The following is a 12,067-nucleotide window of genomic DNA, read 5'->3' as shown; positions in this document are numbered from 1 at the left end:
GAGGCGCCGCAGGGCGGGATCGAGACGGCGCTGGCGCAGATCTGGGCGGAGCTTCTCGGTGTCGAGCGGGTCGGACGCCACGACAACTTCTTCGAACTGGGCGGCCACTCGCTCCTGGCGGTGCAGCTGCTCAGCCGAGCATTAAATCTCGGGGTGAACTTTAGCGCCGCCGACCTCTTCCAAGCCCCTGTTCTGAAGGAACTTGCATCGAAGATTCATTTGGAGCCACAGCCCCGTAGTCCGGGCGTGATTTCCGTACAAGCAACCGGATCGCAGCCACCGCTCTTCTTTGTTCCCACAGGCTCGGGCGATTGTTCCTATGTCCTCGGTTTGGCGAACGAAATGGACATAGACTGTCCCATTTACGCTCAACCATGGCCGCCTTTCAATGAGGTTTGTCCACCATCTCTTGAGGCGATGGCCGCGGACATCATCGTGGCGATTAGAGAGATCCAGCCGCAGGGTCCGTATCGCTTCGCTGGATACTCATCAGGCGGAATCTTGGCTTACGCAATCGCCCAGCGCTTGCTGAGTCTCGATGACGCTGTGTCGTTCATCGCTCTCATCGATGTTACGCTACCTGCAAACGTGACAAAGATATCACCCATCCAAATGGTACGAGACGTGGTGTTCGATTCTTTTGAATCCTTAGATGATGAGAGCTTCGAAGTGCTGGAGCAATTTGCTGGACAAAGTTCAATCGCTCAGCTGCTTGAAAAGGGGCAGCAAATTGGGGCAATACCTCTGGATCGTAATCTCGATAACGATGTTTTGATGTATGAAAGGACCGCCCGGTTCCACAAGGCGCTGCAGGCGTACCAAGTCCCAACCCTGCCAATTGAGATACATCAGTTTTATGCCACCGAGGCTCTCTTCAGTTCTCGGGCACGACAATCTAAGAGTTCATTCTGCCCAGAGGCACGTTCGCCTATGCGCGGTTGGGACCGCGTCTTGAGTCCGGAGGACATTACTGCCGTACCGATTATAGGCGACCACGTGACGATGATAAGTGTTCTGGAAAACCGCAAAGCTCTGGCCCGAGCCATTGTCAACGCCCTTAACCGGGGCTCTTGATCCCTAACGAACCGCTCGGAAGGGGTCTGGCACCCCGACCATGTTCAGTCTCGAGATTCCGACAATACACCAAATGTCGGCGTTGGTGCATGGGTCCGGACTTGATCGGATGTCGATCTTTGAAGTGGCAGACTATGCCGTGGCCGCCTTGCGATTTCGGGCGTGCGCAGGCAAGCATGCGGTTGAGGACGGCGCAGCCGATGGCGACTTCGGTCTGCTGAACGGGAAGCGACCGTGCCCGCAAACGCCGCCCGATGGTGGACTTGTATCGCCCTATGGCGGTCTCGACCAGCGAGCGTTTGCCATAACCGTTGGAGACCTGCCATTTCATCCGGCCGTCTCTGCCGATTGCGGCGATATGCTGGTCCCTTTGGCCGGGAGGTCTATCGTCGAATGGTTCGACCGCGCTGGCACGAGGCGGATGACGATTGCGGCGGCAGCGCTGTGATCGATGACTGCGTCGTAAGTCGGTTGTGGCGCGACAATATCGCGGCTGGAACATTGATAATGACCCGGTCGGGCGCGTCGCTTGCCGGTATCGCGGCCGGCAATCGCAATTTCCAAGCCCCTGTTTTGACGGACCTTGCATCGAAGATTCACTTGGGATCACAGCCCAGCAGTCCGGGAGTGATTTCCGTTCAAGCAACCGGGTCGCAGCCGCCGCTGTTCTTTGTTCCCACAGGTTGGGGCGATTGTTCCTATGTCATCAGTTTGGTAAAGGAAATGAACGTAGACTGTCCCGTCTATGCTTTGCTATGGCCGTCTTTCGATAAAGCTCGCTCACTGACCCTTGAAGCGATTGCTGACACGGTCATCCTGGCAATCAAAGAAATTCAGCCGCAAGGTCCATACCGCTTCGCAGGATACTCCTCGGGTGGCATCTTGGCTTACGCCATAGCCCAGCGCTTACTGGGTGTGGATGACACCGTGTCTTTCATGGCATTCATCGATGTTACGCTATTTGCAAATCGATCAAGCATATCCCCCTCTCAGATCGTCCGAAATATGGTGTTGGAACGTTTCGAATCCTTGGATGACGAGAGCTTCGAAGTGTTGGAACGCTTTGCTGGACAATGTTCAATTGCTCAGCTGCTTGAAAAGGCACAGCAAATTGGGGCGATACCTCCGGATCGTGATCTCCACAATGACGTCAGATGTCTGAAAGAATCGCCCAATTTCATAGGGCGCTGCAGTCGTATCAAGTTCCGTCCCTGCCAATTGAGATTCATCAGTTTTATGCCATTGAGCCTCTCATCAGTCGTCGGGAACCACCTGACAAACCCTTAATAGGTCCAGAGGCGAACTCGCCCCTGCGCAGTTGGGACCAGGTTCCAGGTGCGGCCGTTCGCGCCCTACCGATCCCAGGCAATCACGCAACATTGATGAGTGTTCCACAAAACCGCGTAGTTCTGGCACGCGCCTTATCACGAGCCTTAGGTCGTGTGGACGCTAGGGATTGAACGTAGCCGGTGACGTCGATTTGATACGATCTTTCGGACGTGGAGCTTTCCGAGGCATTGACTTCGCCCTTCCTTCCGGCCGTTTCGCAGGTTTCCCGATAGGGAGCCGACCCCGGAGCGGACGGGGACGAGATTGAGCTTCCTGCCGAGCTTGTCGGCAATCAACTGGACTATGTCCGGATCGGCCCCGATGACGGTTGCCGCATCGGTCGCATAGGTGGCGATGGGCGGCGTTCCGCTAGGGGAGATGGCGACGGTGAAGGCGCCGTCCTCGACGAATTTGAAATGCTCCGGGATCGAGCCGATGAGGGCCGGGTCCTTCTCGGTTCGGGGGCGAGCGGACTGTTCGGGGCTGAGGTCGAAAGGCTCCGATGCGAGCGACCTGAGAGAGGCCGCCAGAAACGCCGAAATGCCAATGACGGCAGGGATAGCTTTGGTTCTCAAGTACATTGAATGGTTCTCAAGTACATTGAATGTCCAACTTTCCGTGACTGTTGTGTCAAGACGCCGCCGGGGTCCTGGCCTGATTTGCCTGAGAGCCGTCCACACGCCTGCATGACTGAAGTGCGTATTCCACTGAATCCGGACAGTGATTCCGAGACGAAACCAATCGCGTCCGGTTAATTCTCGGAATCGCGTCCGGTTTTTGATCGGAATGCCGTCCGGTAAATCGTTGGAATCCGCAGCAGGATCACAGATTGTGTCGACCTGGCGGCCTTTGAACATCGCAATCCTCCGAAATGGTTGAAGGATCCCTTGCCACTCGGGAGTAACAAAAACGTTACAACACATCCCGCGTGTCTGCGGGAACAGTTCGTGTCCCGGCTCCCTGTACTCGCGGGCTGCCAAGGACCCTGCAAGCCAAGTTGGGTCGTTGCCGCAGGCAGTTGGCTTCTGGCGCGGCATCCTTCAACGCCGCATTGTCGAGCATGTCGTCGGCCAGAAGCCGCTTCAGCCGCGTGTTCTCGTCCTCCAGAGCCTTCAGTCGCCGAGCCTGGAGACATCAATCCCGCCGAAGCGGCCCTTCCAGTTGTAATCGAGGCGTCGCTGACCCCGTGCTTGCGGCACAGATCGGCAACCGACACCCCGGCCTCATGTTCCTTCAAAATTCCGATGATCTCTTCAGAAAAGCGGCTACGTTTCATGTCCTGGTCCTCTCGATGGTCCAGAACGAACGTCAACCGGATTAGATCAGCGGGGCAACACCGCATGTCGGCCATGAATACGCCAACCCGATTACATTGTTGGAAATAAGTAACTCGAGCGAAAATGTGCAATCTTTCTTTGGCACGTATCCTAATCGCGCAGGGAGATCAATTTCCACGTCCTGGAATTCAAGAAAATCATTGTACAGTGGAAAATAGGCTTTATATACAGCCTCCTTCAAAACGAAGAGGTCCCGCCGTTGAAGCAGGCGTAGATCGTACATGCGTTGCTCGTTAGGGGTAGCAATCAATTCGATCAAGTTCTCCGGCAGGGGTTCATTAGGCTCAATGTCGATGCCGAGCGCTGCAATCCTCTTCGTACCTGCAATGGCGGCGGCTGCTACTGTATCGTGGTGAGCCAAAGATCCGACGATGCCGGCTGGCCAGATCGGAACACCAGAGCGCGTCTTTAGGATCGGCAGTGGTGGGAATCCCAGTTGCCCAAGAAGTGTTCGGGCAATTACTCTTGCAGCACCGCTTTGGCGGCGTACTTTGGGAACAGCGCGTCCCGTAGACGTAACTTCGGAAGCGTACAAGGTCGATTCGTCAGCCGGCTCTATTGGACGAATGCCGACGAGGATGTTCTGTTGATCAATCGTGATAATCTCCATTTATCTGGTTCCTATGGGCGTTGGTGCACGGATCGTTTATTGGTGTGGGTTTAGGCAAGCGGTCACCGCAATAGCCTTTGCAGCGTAGCCATGCCTTTCAAACACAATACCAGCCGCCGCCATCATATTGAGAAGATGAAGTTCAGGGTGACGAACTGGCCAGAATATGAGGCAGGACTTCGTCATCGCGGCAGTTTGACCCTGTGGGTGACGCCGGAAGCCCTGTCTAGGTGGCAAGCGCCAAGACGCAAGACACGTGGCGGCCAGCACCGCTATTCTGATCTGGCGATCGAGACCACCTTGACGCTGGGCCTTGTGGTTGGCCTGCGGCTGCGCCAGGCAGAAGGCTTGCTGGAATCGGTGCTGCAACTGATGGGGCTGGCGCTCGCTGTCCCCGATCATACCACCCTGAGGCGTCGGGCGCGGACATGGCAATCGCCGAACAAACGGCATGATCGCCAGGTTCCGCCGGAGGGACCAGTGCATGTTCTTGTCGACAGCACCGGCCTGCAGGTCTACGGCGCGGGTCAGTGGCTGGAGGAGAAGCACGGCGCCAGATCCCGTCGCAGTTGGCGCAAGCTGCATCTGGCACTGGATGCCGACAGCGGCGAGATCATTGCCCATACCCTGACAGGACACTGGCGATGTCTCTCAAGTTGAGCCACTACTTGACCAGATTGGCGCTCCGATCGGACAGTGTACTGCTGACGGCGCCTATGACGGAAAACCGACTTACGACGCAGTCATCGATCATAGCGCTGCCGCCGCAATCGTCATTCCGCCTCGCGTCAACGCGGTCGAACCATTCGACGATAGACCTCCCGGCCAAAGGGACCAGCATATCGCCGCAATCGGCAGAGACGGCCGGATGAAATGGCAGATCTCCAACGGTTATGGCAAACGCTCGCTGGTCGAGACTGCCATGGGGCGATACAAGTCCACCATCGGGCGGCGTTTGCGGGCACGGTCGCTTCCCGTTCAGAAGACCGAAGTCGCCATCGGCTGCGCCGTCCTCAACCGCATGCTTGCCTGCGCACGCCCGAAATCCGCCCGCCGCAAGGCGGCCACGGCATAGTCTGCCGCTTCAAAGATCGACATCCGCTCAAGTCCGGACCCATGCACCAACGCCGGCGAGACGCAATCTGATTTCCGTCGGACCTCGGCACCGAGTTCACCTCGAGGCCATGCTCGCCTTGACGGCAGGGGGCCAGCATGTTGTCGCTCCAGGCAAGCCGATGCAGAACGGAATCTGCGAAGCCTTGAACGGCCGCAGCCGGACGAGCGATTGAACGATACTCTCAGTATGACCTCGATCACGCGCTATCAGTGATCGCTAGATGGGTCGCCGGATACAGCGAACGGCGCTAGCATTCGGCGCTCGGATCACACCTGCGGCCCTATGCCGCCAAGCTAACAGCAACACACAGCTGCGCAACTCGACCAGCTCCAGCGATCGCCTGTTGCCCAATCCGCTCTCAGACGCGCAATTCTCAACCGAGGACTCTGGCGTCAGCCGGTGCCAAAGCTGGTCACAGCATTTTGTCCGAGTCCGATTGACGACAATCTGTGTTCAGATCCAGACATACTAGGGGTTAGGATCAAGCCGGCCAGGGGCGGCTCCTCCGATTTGTGGTCGCTGCGTTTGGTGGCATGCAAATTGCACATTCATAGCCATGATACGTGTTCCGACGTGGCCCGTCGCGCAGTCTTTAGCCTAGGAACCAAATCTGTTTATGTTCAAGCGTTCCAAACGTTAAAATCTGAGAAAAAGCTGCACAGTGCGTTGGTATTTGTAAGCCAAGGGTTTGTGAGAACAGCGGCGATGGAGAGCGTGCTAAGCTCAGTTCCTCGAGAGCTAACTAACTGTTACAATAATATGAACGAGAAAGTTGGGATTGAAATCGAAGCGGCAGCCAAAATCATTGCCGCAGCGGCAAACGGTACATACGATCACCGCACCGATATTGTATACTTCAGCCAGAGATAGTATACATGAAGAAGCGACTTGTAAGCAGTGTTATAATATTTCACCCATGTGACCATGATAAGGCATTGTTCATTGAACACCTCAAGTATGGCCGGTTCATGCTTCCCGGAGGCGGCATTGAGCCAAATGAGTCTCCGCACGATGTCGCAATACGTGAAGTTCAGGAAGAAATTGGAATCGAAATTAAACTTTTGGCTCCTCAATTCCAGATATGCGGAACGCCGACGGTGCGACATCCATTATCATGCCAATCGCTGTCCTAAATGAAAGTATCGGCGAAGGACAATTTGCCCTGAAACATATTGACTTCATTTTTGTTGCTCAGGCTCAATCAGCTATTGTGAAGCCGCGTGAAGCACTAATCAAGTCAGCTCAGTGGATACCCGAGTCGGACATCGAGAAAATAAATACCTTCGAAATGGTGAGGAAATTAGTTTCTGCTTCGTTAGCTGTAAAGCCGTACTTCAACGTGGATGCCAAAGGGTGATAAACAGTATGACTTTATTGAAAGTCGACAGAATAAAAATATGCTGCATCATGTCACAGCAAGATGCAGACATAGCGATTGAATGTGGGGCCACCTGTTTGGGCTTAGTGGCGCAAATGCCAAGCGGTCCTGGAATAATTGACAATACTACGATATCAAACCTTGTACGTTATATCGATAATCGTGCGAGGGCGATCGTTTTGACCTCCGAGAAAGGGGCGAACGAAATATTGCGTCATGTAGATGCTGTTGGCGTAGAAACAGTGCAAGTCGTTTCTCCCGTTGACCCTTCGGTTATAAAAGAGATCAAGCGGCTTGCACCTGCTTTGGAGGTTATTCCCGTCGTTCACGTAATCGACAAGTCTTCGATAGACTATGCGTTGCGATTGGGGGAATACGCTGACGCAATTCTCCTCGATACAGGCAATTTTAATGTCGAACCTATTGAACTGGGTGGGACAGGACGCACCCACGATTGGGAAGTATCAGCACATATTGTAAGTCGATCAGAGAAGCCGATATATTTAGCGGGCGGGCTTGATCCTGAAAACGTTATTGCAGCAATCAATCAGGTGAAGCCGCATCATATCGATGTATGCTCTCGCCTTCGCCGCGATGGCGCATTGGATAGAAATCTGTGTCGCGAGTTCATAGCGAGGATCAGATCCCACAGCTGGAATTAGTTTCATGAACCGGGATTACGCCTTATCCTTTATTGCCTCATCTGTTGTTGCCATAATAATGGTTCCGTTGCAAATTTTCATACCGGCACAGAAACTGAGGGGGCGGCAAGAGCTTCACGCTGCGGCGATGATTTCAAACTGTTCAGCAATCGACGGATTTGGATTGTAGGCGTACCTCGCCTGCCGTTTGCGCATCATGTGGATCATCTCGACTCCAGCCAGTGTTGCAGTCGCGCTTGCGAATGACTTGAAACCGAGCATCGGCCGCACCCGGCGCTTGATACGCCGATGGTCCTGCTCGATGCGGTTGTTGAGATATCGGCTCTGGCGGATGCCAATCCGTTTGGGAGCGCGCCGGGAGGGACGGCGCAGTCGGTTTTCGGCATCGCACGAGACGAGCGCCTCGCGGTTGGTCTGGCTGCCGTCGATGACCACCCGCGCGGGCCGCCCATGGCGTTCAAGCGCTTTTCGGAAAAACCGTTTGGCCGCCAGCAGGTCCCGGTGTTCGCTGAACCAGAACTCGACGGTGTCGCCGGCGCTGTCGATCGCGCGATAGAGATACATCCACTTTCCGCGAACCTTGATATAGGTCTCGTCGACATGCCATTTTCTGGTCACCGCGCGCTTGCGTCGATTGAAACGCTCCAGCAGCCGAGGCGAGAAGTGAACGACCCAGCGGTGGATCGTCGAATGGTCGACGCCGATGCCGCGCTCCGCCATCATTTCCTTCAGGTCGCGCAGGCTCAGGCCATAGGCCAGATACCAGCGCACGCACAGCAGGATTACGGACTTGTCGAAATGGCGGCCCTTGAAATGAACAACTCTCCGGCAAAATGCCGGTCACCTATGACACGCCGGCCGTAAGCGAAAAGTTTGCAACGGAACCGAAGTGATTGCTGGTTTCGCGCGACGCACGCCAACACGCTACGACCAGCTTCTCGCGATCAAGGCGCGTTTCGGGTTGCCGATCTCACGAAGCCGATTCGCGCAACACTTCGGGCGTGGTTGGAGGCCGAAGCTATTGGCCTGACCGATGGACTCGTTTTGTTGAACAGGTTCCTCGACGAACTGCGCGCCCGCAAGATCGTCATTCCCGGCATCAGTGTCGTCGAGCGCATGGCGGCCGAGGCGACGCACGCGGCCGAACGCAGGATCATCGCCGATATCGACGAGACATAGCAACCCGGAGCCGATTGGACGCGCTTACCGCCGAGAAAACGCATGATCGGCAAAGCCGATTCTCTTGGCTACGGGAACCCACGCCGCGCGTCGCCTCGGCCTCGCTCGTAGGTATTCTGGACAAGATCGCACTGGTTCGCGACATCGGCGCGCAGACGGTCGTCACACACACGCAGTATGAACCGCGGCTGGCGCAATATGCGCGTGAAGGCGTCCGCTACACCGCTCCTGCGAATGCAGACCTGGCATATGCGCGAAGAGACGTTCCGCGCCGCACTCGCGTGTTTGACCGATGCCATACATGCCGAGCCGATGGCGTCGTGGTTCGGCGAGGGCTGGCGCGCCTCGGTCGATGGCCAGGCCTATTATCTCGGCGGCGCCGGCGAAGCGGGTGGCCTCGTTAACGCGCATTATGGCCGCGAGCCGATCGTCAAGATCTACACCACGATCACCGACCGCTATTGATCGCGGGAACCGCTGGTGAAGCGATCCATGCCCTCGATGGCATGCTCGGTCATGAAAGCAGCGCCAATCTTTCGGCGCTGCACGTCGATGGCGGGGGAGTCTCCGATATTGTGTTCGCGGTCATGCATCTGCTCGGGCTCGATTTCGAGCCACGTATTCCGCGCCTGTCCGATCGCCGCCTCTATGCCTTCGAGACACCCAAGCGCTACGGTGGCCTGGCACCGCTGTTCGGACACAGGCTCAACCGCGATTTGATCGTCAATCACTGGCCCGATATTCAGCGCGTCATCGGGGCGATGCGCGACAGGACCGTCACGCCATCGCTGATTCTCAAAAAGCTCTCCGCATACCGGCAACAGAATAGCCTTGCCGCCGCACTGCGCAAGGTTGGTCGCATCGAACGCACGCTATTTACATTGAGATGGTTCCAGGACCCTGCGCTCTGCCAGCTCGTCACCGGCGAACTTAACAAGGAGAAGCCCGCAACAGCCTGGCCCGCGCGGTTGCTTTCCATCGGCTGGGACGCTTCCGGGATCGTGGCCTCGAAAATCAGCAGATGCGAGCGGCGGCCCTCAATCTCGTTACCGCCGCGATCATTCTGTTCAATTGCCGCTATCTCGACCGCGCAGTAGGCGAATTGCGAAAGCGCGGAATGACGCTCGATCCCGAGCTGCTTTCGCAGCTTTCTCCTTTGGGGTGGGACCGGATCAACCTCACAGGAGATTATGTCTGGTCAGACAGCATTGAACTCGACGCTGATGGCCTCATGCCGCTCCAATTGACCGCTCGCCCGTGATCGTTACGCTACCGTGAATCCATGTCCGAATAATGCATTGGGGCCCTCCTGATCAAAAAAAGTGTCCAAATATTCTGCGTCGTAAGGCTGATACTGAGCATTCCAGCAATGCCGTTCACCACGCGAATAGAACAGCAAAACGTCATGGATTGGCCCGTAACGTCGTGCGCTACTATGTGCGCTAGTTCTTTTCCAGATTACCTCGTTCAGAAAATTCGTCGGGCCGAAAATCGCGTCGAGAATGATCTTGAGGTAATGGCTCGCCGTTGGATCACAATGCAAATAAAGGCTTCCTGTTGGCCTTAGAACGCGTCGTAACTCGTGCAACCGTTGCGCCATCATGACCAAATAGGCCATCATATCGCTGTCCCCGAGCGCTGCATGCAGAGCATGCACAATCGGCGTGACACCACCGCCAGTGTGCATAATCTCATCGAAAGCCCACTTGGCCTCTGGCCCCCAAGTCCACGTATCTCGGAATGCCTCTACTTGAGCGCTGGCGGCATCTTCATCGGGAGTTCGAAAGAGGACGTTGTAGTTGACTTGGCTGTTAAACGGCGGATCGAGATAGACGAGATCCACGCTTTCGTCTGCAATTTCTTCCCGGAGAATCGTCAAATTATCTCCGAACCAAAGCTGATTTTTCATCTCGGACCCCACTGCTGCGAATGATACTTTGCAGGAACTTCACTGATAAGCGGTTAACCATTGCCCGGGCCACCTGCCGCCCTGGTCGGCCGCTCCCGCCGCAATGCGTGCACGGCTCATCGATACGCGGACTCAACAAGCCTCTGGACTTCCGTACAGAATTTGCGCAAGTATTTTTCCGGGGGGAAATCAATGAAAATGATAGCGTTTCTTGCGAGCGGAGCAATCTTCGTCAGCGGCTGCAGCACGAGTGCCAGTGTCTCAGACAGCGACCTGACCGCCATGAACACCATAAATCTCTGCCACGCCCTCGCGAGCAGCACTGACGAACAATATCGAAGCCGAGTGGCGGCCCTCCTAGTGCGCCGCGGTGCAACGGCGAAGAAGTGCACTAGGCTCATACAAACCGACAACGCCGTAGCGACTGGAATTGCTGTAGCGGCGGTAGGTGGCGCAGCGGTCGCGGTTGCCGCCAACAATGGTGGTGGTGGATATTACCGTCCTGCTCCAGCGTACGGTGTCGCGTGGGACGAGTTCTACGGACAGAACTATGCTCTAATATGGCGGTGCCGCGACAAGGCCACAGGGCGGTTCGTCGACGACTACTACTGCAACGGCGAGCCCCTGATCGACAGCACATGGCCAGGTTGGTCGGCCTAGGATGGCCGAACTGGCCGCCTTGCGGCTTGGTCGGCCTAGGATGGCCGAACTGGCCGCCTTGCGGTGGCGCCTATCAATAGGAGGGGAGAATGTTCGAAGTCGGAAGAGACTACCGGATCACCATGATCGTCGCGGTTCCGGGCGCCTGGAGCGATGAAACCAGCACTTGGACCGTAGCGGCAGTTGACGCGACGCTGGTGAAACTCACCAACCCATAACAACCCCGACATGATCCTTAACACAGCTTCCTGGCATTTCGTACGCGCCGAGCTAGTGAAGGTGTGAAGCTCGCGCGCGCTGCGATCGGCCTCGTGCTCTTGTCGGCCTGCTCGGAAAGCAAGCCGGTGCAGCCAATGGTGATATTCTGCGAAAACGCGATCCGGGAAGTCATAGCTGCCCCATCCTCATATATGCAACTCGAAGCCGAGGAAGATTGGAACACCCAGAAGGCCCTAGTCGAATTCGACGCCCAGAACCCTTACGGAGCAACCGTCAGATCGGTAGCTGCCTGTGGGTTTGATCGGGAGCTTGGCATCACGGCGATGGTGATCGATGGGCGTTCCGTTGAGGTTCCGCAACACCTTCGATCAACAGAGTGGAAGCCCGGTCCGCTGCCGAGTTTCGATTGAAAACCGACCCGCGTCCGGCATCGGTGTGTCGGCCGCTGCTCCTGGTCAAGCCGGCCAAGGGCATCATCCAATACAGTGAGCACGTTGAGTGTGGCGGCGTCGACTTCTACACTGGCGTCGAGAAGTTGGGCCTAGAGGGCATGGTCTCGAAGCGTCGGAACAGTCCCTATCGCAGCGGCCGTC

General features: G+C 56.2%; 13 protein-coding genes and 6 pseudogenes. 13 read left to right on the top strand and 6 right to left on the bottom strand.

Going from position 1 to position 12,067, the window contains the following annotated elements; genetic code table 11:
- A partial coding sequence (locus HNQ71_RS33655; RefSeq protein WP_246462490.1) for a thioesterase domain-containing protein occupies positions 1–1,074 on the top strand: 1,074 nt, incomplete at its 5' end.
- A gap of 151 nt (positions 1,075–1,225) precedes the next feature.
- Here HNQ71_RS33655 and HNQ71_RS33650 read toward each other — a convergent pair.
- Positions 1,226–1,548 (bottom strand): annotated as a pseudogene (locus HNQ71_RS33650) (IS5/IS1182 family transposase); the annotation flags it as partial.
- A gap of 153 nt (positions 1,549–1,701) precedes the next feature.
- On the opposite strand from HNQ71_RS33650, the gene HNQ71_RS33645 reads away from it, so the two are divergent.
- Positions 1,702–2,361 (top strand): thioesterase domain-containing protein, encoded by a 660-nt coding sequence (locus tag HNQ71_RS33645; RefSeq protein ID WP_184879160.1) that lies wholly within the window; start codon positions 1,702–1,704, stop codon positions 2,359–2,361.
- A 146-nt stretch (positions 2,362–2,507) separates the two neighbouring features.
- Here HNQ71_RS33645 and HNQ71_RS33640 read toward each other — a convergent pair whose 3' ends face one another.
- The 3 genes and pseudogenes from HNQ71_RS33640 to HNQ71_RS33630 all read right to left on the bottom strand — a co-directional run bounded on the left by HNQ71_RS33640 (position 2,508) and on the right by HNQ71_RS33630 (position 4,350).
- Positions 2,508–3,260 (bottom strand): type 2 periplasmic-binding domain-containing protein, encoded by a 753-nt coding sequence (locus tag HNQ71_RS33640; RefSeq protein ID WP_184879157.1) that lies wholly within the window; start codon positions 3,258–3,260, stop codon positions 2,508–2,510.
- A gap of 178 nt (positions 3,261–3,438) precedes the next feature.
- Positions 3,439–3,679: pseudogene (locus HNQ71_RS33635) on the bottom strand (transposase); the annotation flags it as partial.
- Positions 3,680–3,720: 41 nt separating this feature from the next.
- Positions 3,721–4,350: a 4'-phosphopantetheinyl transferase family protein gene (locus tag HNQ71_RS33630; protein ID WP_184879154.1), complete on the bottom strand. Its 630-nt coding sequence runs from the start codon at positions 4,348–4,350 to the stop codon at positions 3,721–3,723.
- A 90-nt stretch (positions 4,351–4,440) separates the two neighbouring features.
- Between HNQ71_RS33630 and HNQ71_RS33625 the strand changes: the two are divergent.
- The 6 genes and pseudogenes from HNQ71_RS33625 to HNQ71_RS33605 all read left to right on the top strand — a co-directional run bounded on the left by HNQ71_RS33625 (position 4,441) and on the right by HNQ71_RS33605 (position 7,507).
- A pseudogene (locus HNQ71_RS33625) lies at positions 4,441–5,425 on the top strand (IS5 family transposase).
- A gap of 77 nt (positions 5,426–5,502) precedes the next feature.
- Positions 5,503–5,715 (top strand): annotated as a pseudogene (locus HNQ71_RS35355) (integrase core domain-containing protein); the annotation flags it as partial.
- A 325-nt stretch (positions 5,716–6,040) separates the two neighbouring features.
- Positions 6,041–6,337 carry a hypothetical protein gene (locus tag HNQ71_RS33620; protein ID WP_184879142.1) on the top strand — a complete coding sequence of 99 codons (297 nt, stop codon included), beginning with the start codon at positions 6,041–6,043 and terminating at the stop codon, positions 6,335–6,337.
- 5 nt (positions 6,338–6,342) lie between these two features.
- Positions 6,343–6,600, top strand: coding sequence for an NUDIX domain-containing protein (locus tag HNQ71_RS33615; RefSeq protein WP_210334149.1), 258 nt, complete (start codon positions 6,343–6,345; stop codon positions 6,598–6,600).
- Positions 6,582–6,824: an NUDIX hydrolase gene (locus HNQ71_RS33610; protein ID WP_184879138.1), complete on the top strand. Its 243-nt coding sequence runs from the start codon at positions 6,582–6,584 to the stop codon at positions 6,822–6,824. Before HNQ71_RS33615 ends, HNQ71_RS33610 begins: the two co-directional genes overlap by 19 nt.
- An 8-nt stretch (positions 6,825–6,832) precedes the next feature.
- Entirely contained in the window at positions 6,833–7,507 is a 675-nt protein-coding gene (locus HNQ71_RS33605; protein WP_184879136.1) for a phosphoribosylanthranilate isomerase, read from the top strand.
- A 114-nt stretch (positions 7,508–7,621) separates the two neighbouring features.
- On the opposite strand, the pseudogene HNQ71_RS33600 reads toward HNQ71_RS33605, so the two are convergent.
- Positions 7,622–8,320: pseudogene (locus HNQ71_RS33600) on the bottom strand (IS6 family transposase); the annotation flags it as partial.
- Positions 8,321–8,380: 60 nt separating this feature from the next.
- On the opposite strand from HNQ71_RS33600, the gene HNQ71_RS35775 reads away from it, so the two are divergent.
- A complete protein-coding gene (locus tag HNQ71_RS35775) occupies positions 8,381–8,686 on the top strand; it encodes a DUF4158 domain-containing protein (protein ID WP_343068325.1) in 306 nt (101 codons plus the stop codon).
- A 177-nt stretch (positions 8,687–8,863) separates the two neighbouring features.
- Positions 8,864–9,947, top strand: a pseudogene (locus tag HNQ71_RS33595) (Tn3 family transposase).
- 3 nt (positions 9,948–9,950) lie between these two features.
- On the opposite strand, the gene HNQ71_RS33590 reads toward HNQ71_RS33595, so the two are convergent.
- Entirely contained in the window at positions 9,951–10,595 is a 645-nt protein-coding gene (locus HNQ71_RS33590; protein WP_184879134.1) for a DNA methyltransferase, read from the bottom strand.
- A 192-nt stretch (positions 10,596–10,787) separates the two neighbouring features.
- Here HNQ71_RS33590 and HNQ71_RS33585 point away from each other — a divergent pair, with 192 nt between their 5' ends.
- From HNQ71_RS33585 to HNQ71_RS33580, 3 genes are all read left to right on the top strand, one after another.
- Positions 10,788–11,255 (top strand): hypothetical protein, encoded by a 468-nt coding sequence (locus HNQ71_RS33585; protein ID WP_184879132.1) that lies wholly within the window; start codon positions 10,788–10,790, stop codon positions 11,253–11,255.
- 89 nt (positions 11,256–11,344) lie between these two features.
- Positions 11,345–11,473, top strand: coding sequence for a hypothetical protein (locus HNQ71_RS35615; protein ID WP_281391496.1), 129 nt, complete (start codon positions 11,345–11,347; stop codon positions 11,471–11,473).
- 63 nt (positions 11,474–11,536) lie between these two features.
- Positions 11,537–11,884: a hypothetical protein gene (locus HNQ71_RS33580; protein WP_184879130.1), complete on the top strand. Its 348-nt coding sequence runs from the start codon at positions 11,537–11,539 to the stop codon at positions 11,882–11,884.
- The last annotated feature ends 183 nt before the right edge of the window (positions 11,885–12,067 follow it).

Source organism: Mesorhizobium sangaii (assembly GCF_014207355.1).
Lineage (GTDB): Bacteria > Pseudomonadota > Alphaproteobacteria > Rhizobiales > Rhizobiaceae > Mesorhizobium > Mesorhizobium sangaii.
The sequence above is the reverse complement of the archived record's forward strand: the minus strand, read 5'-3'. Positions and strand labels throughout refer to the sequence as shown.